Source organism: Microbacterium sp. GQ128 (assembly GCF_059758615.1).
The window spans coordinates 25,550-45,212 of record NZ_JCAXDY010000002.1 but is presented as its reverse complement, the minus strand read 5'-3'; the positions used below and the strand labels follow the sequence as shown (position 1 = coordinate 45,212).

Annotated in this window: 21 protein-coding genes; 10 read left to right on the top strand and 11 right to left on the bottom strand. The window is 68.5% G+C overall.

Going from position 1 to position 19,663, the window contains the following annotated elements:
* Positions 1-15: 15 nt before the first annotated feature.
* The 6 genes from AC6CHX_RS06245 to AC6CHX_RS06220 all read right to left on the bottom strand — a co-directional run bounded on the left by AC6CHX_RS06245 (position 16) and on the right by AC6CHX_RS06220 (position 7,421).
* Positions 16-828 carry a carbohydrate ABC transporter permease gene (locus AC6CHX_RS06245; protein WP_498272084.1) on the bottom strand — a complete coding sequence of 271 codons (813 nt, stop codon included), beginning with the start codon at positions 826-828 and terminating at the stop codon, positions 16-18.
* A complete protein-coding gene (locus AC6CHX_RS06240) occupies positions 828-1,703 on the bottom strand; it encodes a carbohydrate ABC transporter permease (protein ID WP_376102188.1) in 876 nt (291 codons plus the stop codon). The genes AC6CHX_RS06245 and AC6CHX_RS06240 overlap by 1 nt, the downstream gene beginning before the upstream one ends.
* Positions 1,704-1,710: 7 nt before the next feature.
* A complete protein-coding gene (locus AC6CHX_RS06235) occupies positions 1,711-2,979 on the bottom strand; it encodes an ABC transporter substrate-binding protein (RefSeq protein WP_498272083.1) in 1,269 nt (422 codons plus the stop codon).
* A 163-nt stretch (positions 2,980-3,142) separates the two neighbouring features.
* On the bottom strand, positions 3,143-4,981 hold the full coding sequence (locus AC6CHX_RS06230) for a class I mannose-6-phosphate isomerase (protein ID WP_498272082.1): 1,839 nt from the start codon (positions 4,979-4,981) through the stop codon (positions 3,143-3,145).
* Positions 4,978-6,033: an ROK family protein gene (locus tag AC6CHX_RS06225; RefSeq protein ID WP_498272081.1), complete on the bottom strand. Its 1,056-nt coding sequence runs from the start codon at positions 6,031-6,033 to the stop codon at positions 4,978-4,980. The genes AC6CHX_RS06230 and AC6CHX_RS06225 overlap by 4 nt, the downstream gene beginning before the upstream one ends.
* Positions 6,034-6,398: 365 nt before the next feature.
* The gene (locus AC6CHX_RS06220) at positions 6,399-7,421 is read right to left on the bottom strand and encodes a LacI family DNA-binding transcriptional regulator (protein WP_498272080.1); all 1,023 of its coding nucleotides are present in this window, start codon (positions 7,419-7,421) and stop codon (positions 6,399-6,401) included.
* 239 nt (positions 7,422-7,660) lie between these two features.
* Between AC6CHX_RS06220 and AC6CHX_RS06215 the strand changes: the two genes are divergently transcribed.
* The 5 genes from AC6CHX_RS06215 to AC6CHX_RS06195 all read left to right on the top strand — a co-directional run bounded on the left by AC6CHX_RS06215 (position 7,661) and on the right by AC6CHX_RS06195 (position 11,171).
* On the top strand, positions 7,661-8,848 hold the full coding sequence (locus AC6CHX_RS06215; protein ID WP_498272079.1) for a MalY/PatB family protein: 1,188 nt from the start codon (positions 7,661-7,663) through the stop codon (positions 8,846-8,848).
* Positions 8,849-8,943: 95 nt separating this feature from the next.
* Entirely contained in the window at positions 8,944-9,171 is a 228-nt protein-coding gene (locus tag AC6CHX_RS06210; protein WP_167633666.1) for a DUF2188 domain-containing protein, read from the top strand.
* The gene (locus tag AC6CHX_RS06205) at positions 9,168-9,938 is read left to right on the top strand and encodes a 3-keto-5-aminohexanoate cleavage protein (protein WP_498272078.1); all 771 of its coding nucleotides are present in this window, start codon (positions 9,168-9,170) and stop codon (positions 9,936-9,938) included. Before AC6CHX_RS06210 ends, AC6CHX_RS06205 begins: the two co-directional genes overlap by 4 nt.
* 35 nt (positions 9,939-9,973) lie before the next feature.
* The gene (locus AC6CHX_RS06200; protein ID WP_156027153.1) at positions 9,974-10,132 is read left to right on the top strand and encodes a hypothetical protein; all 159 of its coding nucleotides are present in this window, start codon (positions 9,974-9,976) and stop codon (positions 10,130-10,132) included.
* Between the two features lie 97 nt (positions 10,133-10,229).
* Positions 10,230-11,171 (top strand): hypothetical protein, encoded by a 942-nt coding sequence (locus AC6CHX_RS06195; protein ID WP_498272077.1) that lies wholly within the window; start codon positions 10,230-10,232, stop codon positions 11,169-11,171.
* On the opposite strand, the gene AC6CHX_RS06190 is transcribed toward AC6CHX_RS06195, so the two are convergent.
* Positions 11,154-11,984 carry an alpha/beta fold hydrolase gene (locus AC6CHX_RS06190; protein ID WP_498272076.1) on the bottom strand — a complete coding sequence of 277 codons (831 nt, stop codon included), beginning with the start codon at positions 11,982-11,984 and terminating at the stop codon, positions 11,154-11,156. The two genes, AC6CHX_RS06195 and AC6CHX_RS06190, sit on opposite strands and share 18 nt — an antisense overlap.
* Positions 11,985-12,059: 75 nt before the next feature.
* Here AC6CHX_RS06190 and AC6CHX_RS06185 point away from each other — a divergent pair, with 75 nt between their 5' ends.
* Positions 12,060-14,738: an AfsR/SARP family transcriptional regulator gene (locus AC6CHX_RS06185; RefSeq protein ID WP_498272075.1), complete on the top strand. Its 2,679-nt coding sequence runs from the start codon at positions 12,060-12,062 to the stop codon at positions 14,736-14,738.
* A 15-nt stretch (positions 14,739-14,753) separates the two neighbouring features.
* On the opposite strand, the gene AC6CHX_RS06180 is transcribed toward AC6CHX_RS06185, so the two are convergent.
* Positions 14,754-15,137 (bottom strand): VOC family protein, encoded by a 384-nt coding sequence (locus tag AC6CHX_RS06180; RefSeq protein ID WP_498272074.1) that lies wholly within the window; start codon positions 15,135-15,137, stop codon positions 14,754-14,756.
* A 165-nt stretch (positions 15,138-15,302) separates the two neighbouring features.
* Here AC6CHX_RS06180 and AC6CHX_RS06175 point away from each other — a divergent pair, with 165 nt between their 5' ends.
* Positions 15,303-15,596, top strand: a complete 294-nt coding sequence (locus tag AC6CHX_RS06175; protein WP_498272073.1) for a hypothetical protein — start codon at positions 15,303-15,305, stop codon at positions 15,594-15,596.
* Between the two features lie 136 nt (positions 15,597-15,732).
* Here the strand turns inward: AC6CHX_RS06175 and AC6CHX_RS06170 are convergent, their stop codons facing one another.
* Positions 15,733-16,734 (bottom strand): SDR family NAD(P)-dependent oxidoreductase, encoded by a 1,002-nt coding sequence (locus tag AC6CHX_RS06170; RefSeq protein WP_498272072.1) that lies wholly within the window; start codon positions 16,732-16,734, stop codon positions 15,733-15,735.
* Between the two features lie 91 nt (positions 16,735-16,825).
* Between AC6CHX_RS06170 and AC6CHX_RS06165 the strand changes: the two genes are divergently transcribed.
* Positions 16,826-17,395: a TetR/AcrR family transcriptional regulator gene (locus AC6CHX_RS06165; protein ID WP_498272071.1), complete on the top strand. Its 570-nt coding sequence runs from the start codon at positions 16,826-16,828 to the stop codon at positions 17,393-17,395.
* 151 nt (positions 17,396-17,546) lie between these two features.
* Positions 17,547-18,128 (top strand): hypothetical protein, encoded by a 582-nt coding sequence (locus tag AC6CHX_RS06160; protein ID WP_498272070.1) that lies wholly within the window; start codon positions 17,547-17,549, stop codon positions 18,126-18,128.
* 54 nt (positions 18,129-18,182) lie between these two features.
* Here the strand turns inward: AC6CHX_RS06160 and AC6CHX_RS06155 are convergent, their stop codons facing one another.
* Positions 18,183-18,368: a hypothetical protein gene (locus AC6CHX_RS06155; protein WP_498272069.1), complete on the bottom strand. Its 186-nt coding sequence runs from the start codon at positions 18,366-18,368 to the stop codon at positions 18,183-18,185.
* 82 nt (positions 18,369-18,450) lie between these two features.
* On the bottom strand, positions 18,451-18,663 hold the full coding sequence (locus AC6CHX_RS06150) for a hypothetical protein (protein WP_498272068.1): 213 nt from the start codon (positions 18,661-18,663) through the stop codon (positions 18,451-18,453).
* 616 nt (positions 18,664-19,279) lie between these two features.
* Here AC6CHX_RS06150 and AC6CHX_RS06145 point away from each other — a divergent pair.
* Positions 19,280-19,642 carry a hypothetical protein gene (locus AC6CHX_RS06145; RefSeq protein WP_498272067.1) on the top strand — a complete coding sequence of 121 codons (363 nt, stop codon included), beginning with the start codon at positions 19,280-19,282 and terminating at the stop codon, positions 19,640-19,642.
* The last annotated feature ends 21 nt before the right edge of the window (positions 19,643-19,663 follow it).

Sequence of the window (19,663 nt, the reverse complement as noted above, 5' to 3'; positions counted from 1 at the left end):
GGGCGGGAGAGAGGGTCAGTACTGGCCGAGCGCGAGGCCCTTGGCGAAGAACCGCTGGGTGCAGAGGAACAGCACCACGGTGGGGAGCGAGACGAGCACGGCCGCGGCGAGCACGACCGACATCTGTGCGCCGCCGTAGGTGCTCTGCATGCCGGACAGCGTCGTGATGATCGGACGGATGTCGTCGGACTGGCTGAGCGTGAGGCCGAGCAGCAGGTCGTTCCACACGAACGTCGCCTGCAGGATGAAGATCGCGACCAGCGCGCTCGACGCCATCGGCAGGTACAGCCGCACGAAGATGCGCCAGGTGGTGGCGCCGTCGAGCACCGCGGCCTCGAACACGTTGTGCGCGACGCCGGTGAAGAAGTTGCGCATCACGAAGGCCGAGAACGGGATCGAGATCACCGTGTAGATGATCACCATGCCGACGCGGGTGTCGAACAGGCCGATGCGCGAGTAGGCGTCGAACAGCGGCAGCAGCACCATCTGCAGCGGGAACACCGTGCCGCCGAAGATCACCACGAACCACAGGAAGCCGCGCTTGAGCCGCAGGGCCACGATCGCGTACCCGGCCGCGGCGCCCACGAGCACGGCGATGGTCGGCGAGACGATCGAGTAGATCAGGGTGCTGAGGATGCTGTCGCCGAGGCCCGACAGCTCGAACGCGTCGGCGATGTTCTGGAACAGGTGGAAGTCGGTGGGGATCCACGACTCCTTCGAGGTGAAGGTCATCGGGTCCTTCATCGCGTTCACGACGAGGAGATACGCGGGCAGCAGCCACACGAGTCCGAGGATGACGAGCACGGCGGTGCGGATGATCTTCGACATCACATCTCCTTCTTCGGGGAGAGCTGCTGACGCAGGTACAGCACCGACGCGACCAGGGTGATGACGGTGAGGAACACCGCGATCGCCGAGCCGAGTCCGTAGTCGCTGTTCACGAACGTCTCCTTGTACATCGTCAGCGCGAGGGTCTCCGAGACCGTGCCCGGTCCGCCCTTGGTCATGCCCCAGACGATGTCGAAGGTCTTGAGGCTCGCGACGATCGAGAGCCCGACGACCACGGCTGTGAGCGGGCGGAGCATCGGCCAGAGGATGCTGGTGAACAGCCGCACGCCGCCGGCGCCGTCGATGCGGGCGGCCTCGAGCGGTTCCTTCGGGATGGCCTGCAGGCCGATGGTGAACAGCAGCGCGTTCACGCCGACGCCCTGCCAAGACGAGGCGATGATCATGACGATCGTGTTGAGCGGAGCATCCAGCAGCCACCGCGGCGGGTCGGTCACGCCGAACGCGGCGAGGGCCTGGTCGAGCGCTCCGCCCGAGGAGAGGATGAACGACCACACCACGCCGACGCCGATGCCGGAGAGGGCGTAGGGGATGAGGAAGGGGAGGCGCAGCCAGATGCCGCCGCCGAGGTTCCAGGTGAGCAGCGCGATCGCCAGGCCGATGCCGACCGGGATGATCAGGGTGCCGATCACCCAGAGCACGGTGTTCATCGCGGAGCCCACGAAGTCGCCGTCGGTGAACATCTCGACGTAGTTGTCGAGCCCGATCCAGTCGGGGCTGCCGAGGCCGTTGTACTGCGTGAAGCTGAGGAACACCGTCCACAGCAGGGGGAGGTAGAGCAGGACCGCGACCAGGATCACGCCCGGGGCGATGAAGCCCCGGGCGGACCACTGGTACGGCGACTTCTGATGCGCCATCCGGTGCTTACTCCTGCTCTGCCCAGTACTTGTCAGCCGTGGCCTGGATCTTCTCCAGGAACGGCATCGGGTCGCCGGGGTTGGCGTTGAAGGCGCCGAACTGCTCGATCGCGGTGGTCACGATCTCGGTCGGCATGGCCTCGAAGAACCGGTCGTACAGCATGTAGTCGTCGCCGGCGATCTCGGTGCCGAGCTCGGCGAGCGCGGGGTCTGCGACCTTCGCCTTCGGGTTGAACGCCACGTCGCCGTGCGCGTCGTTCCAGGCGGTCTGCGCGTCGGGCGACATCCACCATTCGGCGTAGGCGAGTCCGAGGTCGCGCTGCTTCGAGTTCTCGGCCGTGCAGATCGGGCCCGACTCGACGGCGACCGGGGTGGCCTCGAGGTCGTCGCTGACGGCCGGGATCGCGAACATCCCGTAGTCGTCGGTGGTCATGCCCGCGCCCTCGAGGTTGCCCGCGAAGAACGTGCCGAAGTTGATCATGGCGTAGTCGCCCTGCTTGAGGCCGACCGCGGGGTCGGTGGTGCTGCCCGCGTCGCTGAACCAGCCGGCCTCCTGCTCTTCGAGCCACAGGTTCATGACGTCGACGATCTCGGGGTCGGTGTACTTCACGTCGCCCGTGGTGAGCCCGGCGTACAGGTCAGGGTCGGTCGAGGCGACCAGGTGCTGGAACCATTGGAACGTGAAGAGCACGCTGGTCTGGTAGTACGGGGTGACCCCGGCATCCTTCAGCGTCTCGGCGGCGTCGTTCAGCTCGTCCCAGGTGGTGGGCACCTCGATGCCGTTGTCGGCGAAGGCGGCCTTGTTGTAGAACATGATCCAGTAGGCGATGTTCATCGGCACGCAGTACTGCTTGTCGTCGAACGTGTAGCTGTCGCGCAGGTCTTCGCTCACCCAGCCCTCGTCGACGGCCTTGGTCCAGATGTCGGTGGTCTCTGCCACCAGGCCCTCGTCGACCAGCTGCTTGAGCGAGTCGCCGGTGTGCCAGGTGAACAGGCCCGGTGACTTGTCGGTGCGGAACGACTGCTTGATGAAGGCGTCGTACTGGTTCGCGTCCGAGTAGCCGGTGGTCTTGAGGGTGATGTCGACGGCCTCGCCGCTGACCTCGTTGAGCGACTCGAAGTCGGGCTTCCACGCCGCCTTGTCGGTGTAGAAGTTGAGCGTGCCGGTCACCTCTCCGGCGTCTCCGGATCCGGAGTCGCCGGAGCACCCGGCCAGAGCCAGGGTGCCGAGGAGGAGACCGGCCGCGGCAGCGGCGATCGTGCGTCGCGAAATCATTCAGAACTCCCTTGTTCGTTTGGTATCGTTACCAGAAATCTGGTTTCACGCTACCAAGGTGATGAGTGCGGTGCAAGGGATTCCCTCGCGGGATCCTCGCGGGTGCTGCGTCATTGCGGATGCTGCTTCGGGTTGCTGTGTTCGGTTGCGTGTCGGTGCGTGTTCAGTTGTCGCTCGTGCGCGAGCCGCGCACGTACGCCTTGACGGTCGCGAAGCGGGCGCTGCGCGAGTTCTCGGTGCGCTCGATCCGGTACGCGCCCACCGCGGCGGGGACGATGAACGTCTCGGCGTAGTGGATGACGAAGGGCTCGAAGGCGCCGGTCGGGCTCACCACCTGCACCTCATCCCCCTCGACCAGGTTGAGCACGTTGACCGTGCCCTCGGTGTCGTGGTCGGCGCCGTCTGCGAACCAGTGCCGGCGCACCTCGATGAACTCGAGCTCGTGCAGGCCCGTGCTCTCCTCGATGACGTCGCCCTCGGTGCGGATGGTCTTCACCTGGCCGAGGAGGTTGTCGCCCACCCAGGTGGTGTCGCGGTCCCACTGGATGTTGCGGGCGCCGTGGTCGAGGTGCACGGGGCGGGGGATGCCGTCGAGGCCGACGCGGCCCCAGTCCCAGAGCTTGAAGGTGAAGATGAACGGCGTCGCCGAGATCTCCAGCACCATCGAGTTCGCGCCCGAGCAGTGCACGGTGCCGGCCGGGATCGCGAAGTGATCGTGCTTGCGGGCCGGGAAGGAGTTGACGTACTTGTCGGCCGGGAACGGATGCTCGCCGTCCTGCGCCGTCGCCAGATCCTGCAGCATCTCGGTGCGGTCGATGCCCTCCTTGGTGCCGAGGTACACCACCGCGTCGTCGCCGACATCGAGCATGTAGTAGCTCTCGTCCTGCGTGTAGTGCATGCCGAACGTGTTCTGGATGTAGTCGGTCAGCGGGTGCACCTGCAGACTGAGGTTGCCGCCGTCCATCGTGTCGAGGAAGTCGAAGCGGATCGGGAACTCGGCCCCGAAGCGGGAGAACGTCTTGGCGCCCAGCAGGTCGACCGGGCGGCGGAAGACCAGGTCGAGGGCGGGGATCTCGATCACGCCGCCCTCTCCCTCCAGCAGCAGCGAGTTCTCCTCCGGCACGCAGTCGAAGCACCACGCGTAGTTGTCCTTCGAGGGGTCGAGGCCGATGAGGTTCTTCATCCACTGCCCGCCCCACACTCCGGGGTCGAAGAACGGCACGACGCGGAACGGCCGATGCGCGGCATCCTTCAGCGCCTGGCGGAAGGCGGTGCCGGTGATCATGCCGGCTTCGGGGGAGTCCGGATGCCGCTCGGCCGGGGCGATCGCGTTGCCGTCGAGCACGAAGTCGACCGTGTCGAACAGGCTGCGCTTGTGGCGGTCGGCGACGCGCCACTCGACGAAGAAGCCGCGCTTGTACTTGCGCAGGTTGTCTTCCGCGGCGTTGTCGGCGCGCCAGTTCGTGGCGCCCTTGCGCTGGCGCAGCTGGATCTCCCAGCGGGCCATGTCGACGAGCACGGTCGCTGCGGCACCGTCGAGTCGGGGGCGGAGGAGCTCGGCGCCCCAGCCGATCACGACGGTCGGGTTCTGCGCGATGCTGCCGGCGAGGGCGTCGAGCTTCGCGGCGTCGTAGAAGTCGGTCAGCGTGAAGTGGCTCATCACTCCGAAGACGCGGTCGTCGGTGAGGTTCGGGGCGATCAGCTGCTCGACCTCGGCGACCGGGCGGGCGGCGGTCTCGACGTCGACCACGGTCCAGTCCGGCAGGGCCGCGCGCACCGCAGCGGTGAGGGCGGGGACATCGACTCCCGGGTAGGTGTCCACCAGCAGTACCGGAGCGGTGCCCGTCACGCGGGCGCAGGCCTCGGCGAGTTCGGCGGCGGCGGTCCAGCCCTCGGCGCCGCGGAGGATGCGCTCGCCCGCGGGGAGCGCCACGGTGGGCTGGGTGTCGTAGCGACCTCGGGTGGTGTGCCCTTCGTGCATGTCGCTGATCGGGGTGGTCACTGTTCCTCCTGCGGTGTGGCGGTGCGTGTGGTGTTGACGTGTGTGGTGCCGACGTGTGTGGTGCCGACCCGGCCCCTTCCGTCCGACCCGGCCCTTTGTGTACCGCCGTAAGGGGCCGGGTCGGACGAAAAGGGGTGGGTCGAGGGGGGTGCGGTCGTGGGGGGTACGGTCGTGGCGCGGGCGAGGACGCTGAGTCCGCGGGCGACGGAGAGCTCGGGCTCGGGCGGGACGACGAAGCGCGGCGGCGTCATCGAGGGCCAGAGGTGTGCGCGGACGTGGGCTTCGATCGGGGCGCGGACCGCGTCGCCCGCACGCAGGATCCCGCCGGACAGGATCACCACCGCCGGATCGTACGAGTGCACGAGCGAGGTGACGACCGCACTCCACGCGTGCAGGAAGCGTTCGCGGATCGCGGGGTGCGCGTCGGTCGTGAAGACCTCGGTCATGGTGGTGCCGGCGGGGAGCGCCCATGTGCTCGCGAGCGCCTCTCCGCATCCGATGTTCCCGCACGGGCAGACCGGTCCGTCGAGGTCGACCGTGAGGTGTCCGCCGAGGATGCCGGCGTGCCCGGTGCGTCCGCGCAGAGGCGTGCCGTCGATCAGGGCCGCGGTGCCGATCCCGGTGCCGAGGGTGACGAGCGCCGCATCGCGCTCGCCGGCCGCGCTGCCGGTCGAGGTCTCGCCGATCAGGGCCGCTCTGGCGTCGTTCTCGACCACGGCGGGTAGGCCGAACTCGGTGAGCGCCCAGGCGTTCAGGTCGAAGTCCTCGAGGAAGTCGTACTTGGCGTTGGCGTGCAGCATCCGTCCGGTGCGGGGGTCGACGACGCCCGGGACGGCGATGGCGACTGCTGTGGCTGTGGCGCCGGGTGCGGTAGTGGCGCCGGATGTGGTGCCGGATGTGGTCTCGGCCAGGAGTCGGCGTGCTTCGACGACGGCGGCGGGCAGGTCGGCAGGGCTGCCGAGCACGGGGATGCTGCTCGTTGCGACGACACGGTCGCCGTCGGTCACGGCGAGCTTGATCTCGGTGCCCCCGAAATCGATGCACAGCTCCATCCGGCCTCCTCGTCGCCTCATCCGACTGCCTCGTCGATGATTGGTAACGTTATCAACGAGGTGTGGGGGTGTCAACACCCGACCGAATGTCGGGAGTTCTGCCGAGTGCACGGCCTCCTTGCGGTGATTCTCCCGACGGGTGTCCGAACTCCCGACGGGTGGACCTGATCCCGACAGGTGGACGTGCCCCCACGGGTGTCCGAACTCCCGACGGGCCTTCCGAGCCCTTCGCGGCGACGATTCGCCGAGATGATGACGATTCGCCGACTTTTCGTCACGAAACGTCCGGGAATTGTCCGACCCTCGGCGAATCGTCCGACCTCGGCGCGGGTCGTCGCCCGCCCCACCCGTCCCGGGGCGGCGAGTCAGCGCACGCTGCGGAGCGAGACCGGCAGCTCGACCTCGCGCGGCGCGGTGTCCCGGTCCCCTCCGTCGAGGCGGTCGAGCAGCAGGCGCGTGGCGGTGCGGCCGAGCTCGCGGGGGTCGTGGTCGATCACGCTGATCGGCACAGGCGAGAGTTCGGCGAGCTCGAAGTCGTCGAAGCTCATGATCTCCGGGAAGTCGGCGGGCGTCCGCAGTCCGGCGTCGAGCTGAGTGCTGATCTCCTTGAGCGCGCCGATGGCGTTGCGGTTGTTGGCGCAGAAGATGGCGGTGGGCGGATGCTCGGCACCGAGCAGTGCGCGCGTGGCTTCGCGGGCCTGGTCGACGGTCTGCTGGTTGGCGGCGACGAGGTGCGGGTCGACGGCGAGCCCGCGTTCTTCGAGTGCCCGCGCGTAGCCGGCGTAGCGGCGCTCGCCGGTGAAGATCGAGAGGGCGTTGCCGAGGTAGCCGATGCGGGTGTGGCCGTGGTCGATGAGCGCGATCGTTCCGCGGTAGGCGCCGTCGTCGTCGGCGAGCACGACGCTGTCGACCGCGAGTCCGTCGATACGGCGTGAGGCGAGCACGACGGGCACGCCCTGGTTCTGCGAGTGCGCGAGGTGGGCCGAGGTGGGGCCGGCCGGGACGACGATGAGTCCGTCGACGCGGCGACCGAGGAAGTCGCCGACCAGGTCGGCCTCGCGCACGGCATCCTCCGACGTGTTGCCGAGCAGGATGCGGCGGCCGGTGAGTGCGGCCTCCTCTTCGACGCCGAGCGCGAAGGTGCTGTAGTACGGGTTGGCGATGTTGGTGATCGCGACGCCGATCAGTCCGCTGCTGTGGCCGGGGCGGATGCTGCGGGCGTTCTCGTTGCGGTGGTAGCCGAGTTCGGCGACGGCTTCCATGACGCGCTGCTGCACGTCGGGTTTGACGTTGAGTCCGCCCGAGAGCGTGCGCGAGACGGTCATGGGGCTGACGCCCGCTCGGATGGCGACCTCTTTGACGGTCGGGCGGCGCGTGCGTTCGCTCATCCTGCCCTCCGACGTGTCGTGCCTGCGATCTAGGGAACGTTACCAGCGGGTTCTGGGATCCACGGGGCCGTCGCGGGATGCCGCGCCCACCGTCACGGACGGAAACGCGAGGTGCGACCGCGCCGGAGCGTCCGTAGATTGGATGGACCCCGCTGTGAATGGAGTCTCCCGTGCCCGCCATCCGTGCCCCGCATCCGACCTGTACGAACGCCGTCGGCTGAGCCGGCGGAACCACGACGATGACCGCGCACCCCTCCCCGCATCCGTTCGACGAACGCACCCGCCTCTTCCTCGACCGGCCGCAGAGCCGCAAATGGAGTCTGCATCCCGGTCGCATCGGGGCGTGGGTGGCGGAGATGGACTTCGGGGTCGCGCCCGAGATCGCCGAGGCGCTGCACCGGGCTGTCGACGACGAGAACCTCGGATACCTCTCTCCGCCGCAGGCCGCGGAGCTGGGTGAGGCCACCGCGGAGTGGATGCAGGGGGAGTACGGCTGGGCGGTCGACCCGGAGCGCGTGCATCCGGTCTCCGATGTGATGGCGGCTCTCGGCGTCGCGGTGCAGGAGTACGCGCCGGCAGGTTCGCCGGTGATCGTGCCGACTCCGGCCTATATGCCGTTCCTGACATATCTGCCGGCGATCGGACATCCGGTGATCGAAGTTCCCGGTGTGGAGGTCGACGGACGCTGGCAGCACGACCTGCAGCGCATCGATGAGGCGTTCGCCGCGGGTGCCCGGACGCTCGTGCTCTGCAACCCGCACAACCCGACCGGAACGATCGTGGGTCGTGAAGAGCTGGCGGCCATCGCCGAGATCGTCGAGCGGCACGGCGGCCGGGTGTTCGCCGACGAGATTCATGCTCCGCTGCGCTACGACGGCGCGCCGTTCGTGCCGTATGCGTCGGTGTCGGAGGCGACAGCGGCACACACGGTGACGGGCACGAGCGCGTCGAAGGCGTGGAACATCCCGGGGCTGAAGACGGCGCAGCTCATCACCTCGAACGAGACGGATCAGCAGCTGTACAAGCGGTTCGGGTTCGCGGTGCAGCACGGGGCTTCGACCCTCGGCGTCGTCGCCTCGACGGCCGCGTATCGGGCGGGCAAGCCTTGGCTGTCGGACGTGATCGACTACCTCGACGGGTCCCGGCGGGAGCTCGCCGCGCTGGTCGCGGAGCATCTCCCCGGCGCTGTGTACCGGGTGCCCGAGGCGACCTACATCGGCTGGATCGACACCCGTGCGCTCGGTATCCCGGGCCCGCCGGCGGAGTTCTTCCGCGAGCGGGCCGGGGTCGTGCTCACCGAGGGTCGGCTGCTCGGGCGGGGTGCCGAGGGCTTCGTCCGGGTCGTGTTCGCGACTCCGCGCCCGATCCTCGAAGAGGCATTCGCGGCGATGGGCGATGCCGTGCGGCGGGCCGGCTCCGCGCGCTGAGGCGCCCGGGTCGGACACCTCAGCGGAGGGTGTCAAGGGGCTCTGTGGTTGTCGGTCGCCTGTCGTAGAAAGGGAGGCGAGAGAAGGGATCCCGCATGGCCGCAGGTGATATCGAGACGTTCCATCGCAATGGCATCTGGTTCAACCGCATCGAGGGTGAATCGCAGACGTTGGGCGCGAGTTTCGAGACCGAGGCCGAGGCGGTGAAGGCCGGACGTGGTGCGGCGATGGCGCGCCAGGTCGCCCACACGGTGCGCACCGAAGAGGGCCCCTCCAAGGACGAGAGCGCGTACGAGCGACACCCGCGAGACCTGATCGGATGAGCGTGCCGCCCGAATCCACACCCGCTGCCGGATCCGAGCGGCGGATGCTGTTGCAGGCATGTGTCAACGGCGCCAGGGATCCGGCGGAGCATCCGTGGCTGAGCCTCGACGAGGGCGTGGTCGCCGACGATGCCGCCCGGGCGGTGGCTGCCGGTGCTCGCGAGGTGCACGTGCACCCGAAGGATGCGGCCGGGCGCGACAGTCTGGCTGCCGACGATGTCGCGCGATGGGTCGCGGCGGTGCGTCGAGCGGCGCCGGGTGTGCCGGTCGGGGTCACGACCGGCGAGTGGGCCGAGCCGGAGGTCGAGCGTCGCCTGGCCGCGATCGAGTCGTGGACCGAGCTGCCCGACCACGCATCCGTCAACTGGCATGAGTCCGGCGCCGACGAGGTGGCGGCCCTGCTGCTGCGCCGTGGTGTGGCGGTCGAGGCGGGGCTGTGGGATGCGGCGGGCTTCGAGGTGTGGAAGCGCTCGCCCGTGCGGGCACAGTGCTTGCGAGTTCTGATCGAGCTGCCGGATGAGCCCGCCGAGACCGTTCGCGACCACGCCGAGGGGATGATCGCGCACGTGTCGCTCGAGGAGCCCGATCTGCCGGTGCTGTTGCACGGCGAGGAGGGTTCGACGTGGCCGTTGTTCGACCTCGCGGTCGAGCTCGGCTTGGATGCGCGCATCGGCTTGGAAGACACGCTGCTGCTTCCCGATGGGAGCACGGCGCCGGGGAATGCGGCCCTGGTGCGCGCGGCAGTGGAGCGGATGCGGGGAGTCTGACGCGAGGTGTCGTGGGTCTGCGGCATCCTGAAGCCATGTTCGGCGACAGCATCCTCCTCATCATCCTGTTCTGGTCGGCCGTGATCCTCATCGGCGTCCTCATCACGTGGCTGGTGATCTACTCGGCCGTGCGTGCGGCTCTCACGTCGCACCGGCAGGCGATGGCGAGGGATGGGCGTCCCGGTCAGGTCTGAGCAGCGGGCGGAGCGACGGACGGCGGGGGTCGTCGTCTGCTCGCGGATTCGGTCGCGCCTGCCTTGAGCGGCGGGTTCCATCTGGCAGGGTCTCCCCATGACCGAAATATCGCCCGCTGCCGATCAGCCCGCGCGCGCTCGCGCCCTGGCCTTCGCGATCGGGGTCGGCGGGGGTGTGCTGGGGATTCTGCCCTGGCTGATCGGCGGGGGCATCCTTCCGCTGCAGAACCTGTGGGCGGCGGCGACGATGCCCGAGGACATGCCGTTCGTGCTGCTGCCGCTGAGCCAGTACTTCGCCACGTTGCTCTTCTCGGTGCTGCTTCTGGGCGGAGTCTTCGCCGGGTTCGCGGTGCATTTCGTGGCGCGCCGTCGCGCGGTCGCCGTGTGGCCCGCGGCGCTCGGGGTGCTGCTCGTGCACGCGATCGCGGTGGTGCAGAGCTTCGCCGTGCTGGCCGGAGGGCTCGGGCTCGGTCGCGGCGGCGACAGTCGGGTGATGCTCTACTTCGCCGGGCTTCTCGGTGGTGTGGTCGCGGCGATTCTCCTCGCCCAGCTGGGCTTCTGGATGACATCGCGGCGGTCGGTGGGCGTGGTCGCCCTCGGGGTCGTGCTCGCGGCGGTGCCGTTCGCCACCTGGGTGGGCCGCTGTTTCCTGGCCGTCACGGGCGACGCATTCCCGCCGGTGTTCCTGCCCTATCTGTCGCCCTGGCTGCCGGCGATCGTCGTCGGTGCGGCGCTGGTGTGGTGCGGGGTGCGGCCGGCCTGGCGGATCGTGGTCTGGGTCGCAGGTCTCCTTGCGGTGTGGGTCGTCCCGGCGCTGTTCACGGCGATCCAGTACGGACTCGGCATGCGGGTGCTCGACGGCAACCTGCCCGAGATGGCGCAAGCGGCGGTGCAGGTGTTCCCGATGGTGCTCGCCGAGGTGTGGCTCCCGGTGGTCGTGGCGCTCGTGATCGGCGTCGTCGGCACGGTGGTGCGGATGGTGGTGGAACGGGATCGGACGCCCGCGGTCGTGCTGGAGGACTCAGCGCGCATCCAGTGACTGCCAGAACTCCACGATGCCGGCCGCGAGTTCCGCGGGCTGTTCGACGGGAACGAGGGTGCGCGCGCCTTCGATGACGAGGGTCCTGGCGTCGGGGATCCGGGCCGCGGCGGCATCCATCACCTCGGGTGTCCATTCGCCGCGGTCGTCGCCGGTGACCAGGAGGGTGGGCGCGGCGATGCGTGGCAGACGGTGGGAGGCATCACCGCGGTTGATGATGAACGAGGTGACGGTGGCGGCGATGCTGCGTCGCGGGGCTCGGTTCAGGGCGTGATCGATGACGGCGGTCATCGATCGGTCCTTCACGTGCGGCGGGATCAGCTGGGCATCGTGGATCACGTGCCGGAGGTGGGCGATGGGCCCGAAGTGGGCGAGGATCTGGTTGGCGATGATGAGCTTGATCCGGAACACGGGGTCGATCGGCTCGACGGGCGAGCTCACGGCGACCAGCGAGCGGAGGGTGTCCGGGAAGAGCGCGGCCATGGTCATCCCCACGTGACCACCCCAGGCCGCACCCACCCAGTCGACGCGTCCGTCGCCCCCGAGCTGCTCGATGATCTGCGCGCCGGCTTCCGCGCACTCCTCGATCGAACTCACCCGCGACAGCGGTGTGCTCGCACCGTAGCCGGGGCCGTCGAGCACGACGAGCGTCCGGTGCGGGGCGAGTGCCTCGACGACCGAACCCCAGGAATCGCCGTCGACGAACATGCCGTGCCACAGAACCGCATAGGGGCCGCTGCCCATGACGGTGGCTGCGATGTCGCCGAGCGAGGTGCGGAACCGGGTCTGAACAGGAGCATCTGTGTGATTCATGGCTCCAGCCTGGGGCTCGAAGGGCGACTCGATCCTGGCTCTCGACCGGTTGCAACGTTCGTGCAATGATCGGCTGTGGCCACCGCGCGCGTGCAGCTTCTCGACCGGATCGACGCATCCGTCGACGGCACCCGAATCGAGATCGGGGGGCCGCTTCCTCGCGGCCTGATCGCTCGGCTCGCTCTCGAGCGCGGCGCGCCGATCACCCTGGACGACCTGATCGACGACCTGTGGGCCGAGCCGCCCGCGCAGGCGCGGACGACCGCGCGGGCGTACATGTCGCGACTGCGCTCGACGGCGCTCGGCCCGTGGCTCGAGGGCGGGCGAGGCGGCTATCGTCTCGTCGACGATCCCGGGATGCAGGTCGACCTCTGGGCGTTGGAGGATGCCGTGGCCGGGGCCTCCCCGCCCGACTCCGAAGAGGTGCGATCGCTGCTGCTGCGGTGGCGGGACTCGCCGCTGCAGGGGTTCGGCGATCCGCCCTTCGCGGCTCTCGCGCGCGCGCGGGTGCGGAGCGTCGTCGACAGGGTGCGATTGCTCGGTGTTCGTGCCGACCTGGAGGCCGGCGACAACGCCCGTGCTCTGGTGACGCTGCAGGGTTTGCGGGCCGCTCATCCCGAGGATGACGATGTTCTGGCGCTGCTGCACACGGCGCGTGCGCGGGCCGATGCCGGGGATCGAGCGATGGCGCGCCTGGGTGGGGGTGTCGTGTCGCAGCGCGATCGCAGTCGTGTCGCCCACCCGACGCCGAATCACGGGGCATCCGCGGGCCGCATGTTCGGTGTGCCGGCGCCGATCGCCCCGATGGTCGGGCGTCGGGAAGAGCGTGCGGCACTGACAGCCGCGCTCGATGTCGCGCGCCTCGTCACGCTCACGGGTGCCGCGGGCGTGGGCAAGACGAGGCTCGCGGTCGACTGGCTGGGCAGTGATGCGGTCGCCGGCGAGGACCACATCTGGTTCGTGAGCGTCGGTGCTGGTGTCGACGTCGGCGGCGGAGACGAAGCCGATGCGACCGTCCGCGAGGTGATCGCGTCGGCCGTCGGAGCACCGGATGCGGAGCCGGCGACGATCGCGGAGCATCTGGCCGACCGGCGCGGCATCCTCGTGATCGACGGGGCGGAGGGGGCGAGCTCCGGGGTGGCATCCGTCGCGGTGGCTGTGCTCGCGCGGGCCCGCGGAATCGCGGTGCTCTCGACATCGCGGCGGACGCTCGGCGTTCCCGGCGAGAGCGTGCTGCGGGTCGATCCCCTGCCCGCGGCGGATGCGCGCGAGCTGTTCGAGATGAGGGTCCCTCCTGCTGCGCGCGTGGCGGATGCCGGTGCTGTGCTGCAGCTCGTCGACACGCTGGGCCGGCTTCCGCTGGCGATCGAGCTGGCGGCCGCGCGGACCGCGGTGATGCCGCTCGCGGAGGTGGCGGATTCGATGCTGCGCGAGATCGACCGCTCGGAGGAAGCCGGGGAACCTCCGTTGGCTGCGGCGCTGCGGTCTTCGCTGCAGCTCTTGACGACTGCGCAGCGCGACACCCTGCGCAGCCTCGCCGGGTTCGCGGCGCCGTTCACTCGCGAAGCCGCAGCGGCCGTGTGCGGTAGCCGGTCGCGCGACCGCGACCTCGATCAGCTCGTGTCCTTCTCGCTCGTCTCGGCGGAGGAGGGAGGAGCGGCGCCGGTGTTCCGCATCCCTGCGCTCATCCGGCGGGCTGCCGTCGGCGGTGAGCCGCTCGACGAAGAGTGGCATCGGCGGCATCGTGCGTGGTTCGCGTCACGGGCTGCCGAGGCCTCCGTCGCGCTCACTGCCGACGGCTCTGCGGAGGTGATCTCGCAGCTGCAGGTCGAGTGGCCGGATGTCGTGGCGGCGTTCGACTCCGCGATGCTCGTCGGAGACGGGGAGGCCGCGGCGACCATCGCCGGGGGTTTGCTGTGGTTCGGCGTGCGGGCGGGGAGGCAGCAGGAACTGCTCGAGATGGCGCGCCGGGCTTCGGCTCTGTCGGCGACGGCCACTCCGTCTCTCGAGGCGGCGCTGAGTCTCACGAGGGGGTTCCTCGCGTATCAGCTGGGTCAGATGTCCGAGGCGGCGACATGGATTTCGGCGGCGCGGATCCCGGCGGAGCTCTCCGGAGATCGTGTGCTGCGGGGTCTCGCTGCGGCGTTCTCCGCCTACCTCCACACGCTCAGCCCGGAGCCGACGGGTGACCCGGTGGCGGAGGTGGCCACAGCGCTCGCCGACGTCGATGAGATGCCGGATGCTGCCGCGGCGATGATCCTCCTCATCACCGGCCAGGTGCATCGGGCGTCGGGGCGTTCCCGGGAGGCGATCGAACTGCTGGGGCGTGCGGGTGCGCTCGCGTCGAGATGCGGTCACGAGTGGGTCATGCTGATGGCGCCGGTCGTCGCGGCGAAGGTGCGGCTCGATCTACGGCAGGGGGCGGCGGCGATGGCCACGCTATTGCCGGCGGTGCGGCGGAGCGCTGCCGGCGGTGATCCGGTGTCGCTCCTGATCGCCGTCTCGGTCGCGGCGGGGGCGGCGGCTGCGCTCGGCGCGGATGCGACGGGGGCGCGGATCATCGGAGCCGTCGATGCGATCGGCAGGCGCTACGGATTCGACCCTCGAGCCAACGAGCCCGCCGACTTCGCGCTGTATCGCCGTCGGGTACGCGAGGGACTCACGGCCGAGGAGTGGCGGCGGGCGTATGGTTCCGGTTTGCTCTGCGAGATGGACGAGCTCGTCGAGATGGCGGAGACGCTCGTCCGGGTGTGAGGCGGTGTGTGACCGTCAGCGGCGGTCGCGCTCCCATCCCGACCAGTCGGGGCGGTCGACGATGCAGAACCGGTTGCCCTCGGGGTCTTCCATGATCACGTAGTCCGCGTCGGCGGGGCGTCCGTCCCAGTGCACCTCGCGGGCACCCAGCTCGGCCAGCCGGCGCACTTCGGCGGCCTGGTCTTCGGCGTAGATGTCGAGGTGGATGCGCGGCGGCAGCACCCGTTCTGAGTGGTGTGCGTCGAGGGAGATGCAGGGGGCGTCGGCGTCGCGGGGTTTCAGCACGACCCAGTCGTCTTCCGCCGGATCGCGTTCGACGTAGTCGAGGGCGGCTTTCCAGAAGCGTGCCTGTGCGGGGAGATCGTTCACACGGATCACGATCGATGCGAGCTTCAGCATGCGGTCGAGTGTAGGGCGGGGTGAGGCGTTCGGGGCTCAGCCCCCTTGCATCCGGGGCGACAAGGTGCGGAGTCGGCGGCATCCCGCTGCGACCAGCGGTTGTCACCGCGCCGACGACATGGGATCCTGGCCGCGTCGATTGTCGGGCTGATGGGGGGAGAGAGTATGAGTGTCTCGGAGCAGAGGAGCGGGGTCATCCGCCCCCGACCGCACGTGGTGAGTCGTCTCGCGGTCCCTGCGGTCGCCGCCGTTCTGGCACTTCTTGCGGGCATCTCGACAGCGGCGGCACTGCCGGATCTCACCATCCGCTACCTGAGTTTCGCGACGATGATCGCTGCCGTTCTCTCCGGTGTGGTCGCCGTGCGCCGCGGAACGGCGTGGGTGCGGGCCGTGAGCGCGATCGTCGCCGTCCTGACCCTCATGCTCGGATCCACCTTCTTCGGCCTGACCTACTCGTAGACATCGCTCCGCCGAGAGGCGGGATTCGTCCCGCGAGGTCGGTGCATTCGTCGGGGAGTGGCGAAAGGCTCTGCCTCGGAACGCGAAACGCCCCCGCCGTTCGGGTCGGCGGGGGCGTTGGTTTCGCGGGTGCGGCTTACTGCACCGACCATCCGCCGTCGGAGGCGAGGATGGCGCCGTTGATGTTCACGGCGTCGTCCGACAGCAGGAACGTGATGGATGCCGCCAGGTGCTCGGCCGTCGCGACGGTCGGGATCGCCTGCTGGAACGGGGCGAGGCGGCCGGAGCCGTACTCGGACATGTTCGGGGGCATCGGGATGCCGGTGGCGACGCCGCCCGGGGCGACGGAGTTCACGCGGATGCCCTTCGGCCCGTACATGAAGGCAGCGGACTTGGTGACGCCGATGATGCCGTGCTTGCTGGCCGTGTAGGCGTTGCCGGAGGCGTTGCCGCGCAGTCCGGCTTCGCTCGAGACGTTGAGGATGGCGCCGCGACCGGCTGCTTCCATGACGGGGATGACCGCGCGCATGAGCTTGAACGGAGCGGTGAGGTTGATCGCGATGACGCGGTCCCAGACGGCATCCGGGGTCTCGCCGGCGGGGGAGAAGTCGTCGTTGATGCCGGCGACGTTCGCGAGGCCGTCGATGCGGTCGCCCGCGGCGGCGATGACGGCGTCGATCGCGTCCTGCTTCGTGAGGTCGCCCGCGACTGTGACGATGTCGGCATCCGGCAGCTCGGCTTTGAGGGCGTCGAGCTTCTCGGCGGCGATGTCGCTGGCGATCACGCGTCCGCCTTCGCGGGCGATGCGCGAGGCGGTGGCCTTGCCGATGCCGGAGGCCGCGCCCGTGACGATGACGGTCTTGCCGGCGAAGCGGCCGGAGGTGACCTTCTCGGTCCAGCCCTCGGAAGCGTCGTCTTCGGGGATCTCGCCACCGTTGGCTGCGCGCACCAGGTCGTCGACGACCGACTGGGGGAGCTGGCCCTGGCTCATCGCGACGAGCTGCTGCAGCGGAAGGCCCAGCACGGGGGTGAGGAGTTCGGGGTCGGCACCGGTCTGCTCGAAGAGTGCGCGGATGAGGGGCCCGCCGGTCGGGTCGTTCATCCAGTCGCCGATGGTGGAGTGTGCGGTGAGGGCCATGCTCTTTCTCCTTGTTCGAGTTTCGCAACGCGCCTATTTCGCAACGGTGCGTCTACTTATATTCCAGTGTACGCCTGAGTACGCTCGAAAGGTGCCCCGTCCTCGTAGTGAAAAAGCCCGCCAATCCGTGCTGGAGGCGATGCGGCGCGCGCTCGCCGCCGACGGGTACGAGGCCGTGACGATCGAGGGTCTCGCCGAGTCGGCGGAGGTCTCGAAGCAGACGATCTACCGGTGGTGGCCGTCGAAGGCCGCGATCCTCGGAGAGGCGCTGCTCGAAGGCGGGTTGCCGGGGGCAGACGTGTCGGTGCCTATGACGGCCGACCTCGGGGCGGATCTGCGGGCGTGGTTCTCGGCGATGTCTGACGGGCTGGCTCGGCCCGAGGGCGTGGCGCTGGCGCGGGCGCTCATCGAGGTGACGGCGGCCGATCCCGAGCTCGGGTTGGTATTGAACGAGCGGCTGGCGGCGCCGATCCGCGAGTGGGTCGCGGAGCGAGTGTCGCGCGGGCGTGATGCGGGAGATGTGCGAGCGGATGTGGATGCTGCCGCGATCGCGGATCAGTTCATCGCGATGGCCTCGTACTCCGCGCTGATCGGACAGCCGTTGAGTGCGGAGCGGGTGGAGGAGACGGTGGTGCGGTTGCTGCGGGGGATTGCGGAGTAGGGGAACGGTGACACCTACTGCCTCGCCTGCCCGACAAACAACGGCCTGAGCGCCAGTCGTGTCCACCATTCTGCCTACAGACGAGCTGTTCGCCGGTTGGGATACTTGCCGGTGCCCGATATCTCCGGGCTCGTTTCGAATGGAGAACGTCTTGAAGATGAAGCTCATTGAGGCCGTCGGCACTGCCGTCGCGGCGGTGCTGTTGTGCGGCGGCGGGGTGGCTCACGCTGCAACGCCCGAGTCCTTTGCTGACCCGAACACGACGACAACCGTTGAGTTGCCGGCAGAGATGACGGACACGGAGCTGCAGTCCCTCCTGGCGGCGAACGACAGAACCTTGAACTTCACCTCAGAGTCAGGGATCTCCGCGCGTGCGGGAGGTGACTACTGCCTGATTTTCCCGGGGAACATGTGGAGCAGGACGTCCGGGAACATCTACAAGTACGGCACGGTGGGATCCAAGCCGCGCTTAGGCAACTGCACGGGCGGTGTCGTCAAGACGAAGCTGGAGAGCTACGTCTACAAGCGGACTGGAGCGGGCTGGACCAAGGTGACAAAAGCGTTCCTGAGCTATGGCACCGGCAACATGGAGCAGAAGTCCGTGAAATACATCTGCAAGGGCAAGGGGACTAACACGTTCCAGGTGATCAGCGTAGGCACGGGAACGAACTCTCGTGGACAGAGCGCCGTGGGAACTGATTCCACGGGCTCATTCTCGCTGAAGTGCTCGTGATCTAATCGCGGTGGGCCGGAGCCAACGTATGCGCTCCGGCCCACCGCGCCGTCGTCACACCTCTATGCGAGTGGCCCTGTCCGTCAGGCGCCACGGCACCGAGTACTCCGCATACTTCATGCCATTCGAGGACATGTGTTTGACCTCCTCCGCAAAGGCCGCCGCATCCTCAGCGTTGTCGAAGACGCCGTAGATGCCAGCGTCATCCTCGTCATCGAACACAATCCACACAGAGCTCATACCTACATTCTCCAACAGGCGAGCATGATCACGGCGGCGGCGGCGGCGGCAGCGATCGCGAATCAGTTTCTGGGATCCGGGCTCAGGAATCGCTGGAGCGTGGCTCGCGCCAGATGATGCGCAGCGCCACGGCCAACGCTCCGACAGTGAGGACGAGCGCTGCGAGCCAGAAGACCCACACGACGTCCTGGAACAGGGGCAGATTGGCGGCGACAGGAAGCGCCCCGCCGACGAGGATCATCGCCACGACGATCGCGCGCTCGAGCGCCGTGCCGCGGACACGCTGAATCGTCACGAAATCATCGCCTTCGGTACGCATTCCCCTGCAGCGGAAGGTTCGAAGATCGTCATTGTTGCTCCTTCGTTGATCGACCCCGCCCTGACCGTTAAGACGTTATTGGTGTCCAGAGCGCTGAGCGACGTGAGGCACGAGCCCCCAATGTTGCCCTGGGTCCGTCGCAGACGAAGTATATCGGCTTGTCCTCATATGTGTGCTTTGATGGCTCGCATGAAGGTGAGCAGGCAACTTCGGGGCCCGCGGACGCATCTCGATCCTTTGAGCGGTCGGCATCGGTGGGCCGTCCGGGTGCGGAACTGCTGAGCCCGAAGCCATGGGTTACGTCGGCGCAGGAGTAGCTCTTCTCCTCTGGGGAGCCTTGGCTGGACGAGCGGGGCGGAAGGTAGGGACTGTTCTCGCACTCATCCCTATTGCGGTGTGGTTCGGCTTCCTGGCGTGGTTCGGGTGGGCAGACGGCCTTGATAGCCCGGCCGGAGATGCGCTTCCCGCGTACCTTGTGATCGGGCTGCTTGCTTTCTTTGTCGGATCGAACCTCGCGAGCGGGGCCGGAGCTTCGCGGAGCGCCCGTAGGGAGCAATGACCTGCTGATGGATTGGGGAAGACGATCGTGACGATGAGTATCGAAGGCGAGATTCTGACGTACGTGTTGACGGCTGCTCTGGCCGTGAGCGCGGGCCTTGTGCTCGGAGGGGCGCCATCGACGACCTATAGGAGGACGGGCTTCATCCCAGGTCTTCTGATCATGGGAGTGGTCGTCGTGGTGGGCTTCGCTCTCGGGGCGCGCGCACCGTGGATGGGCCCAATCTTCGCCATGGTTTCCTTGCTGACCAGCACGCTCGCGGCCGCGGCTGAGAAGAGGAACGAGTCGGCGTTCGCAAACGAAACCTTCTGGAACCGCGTGATCGCGGTGCTCAATGTGCGTCGCGGTGTGCCCCTTGATGAAGTCGGCCGCAATGTGCGGGATCCTGAACTGTGAACGACGCTGCCGTTGCGTATT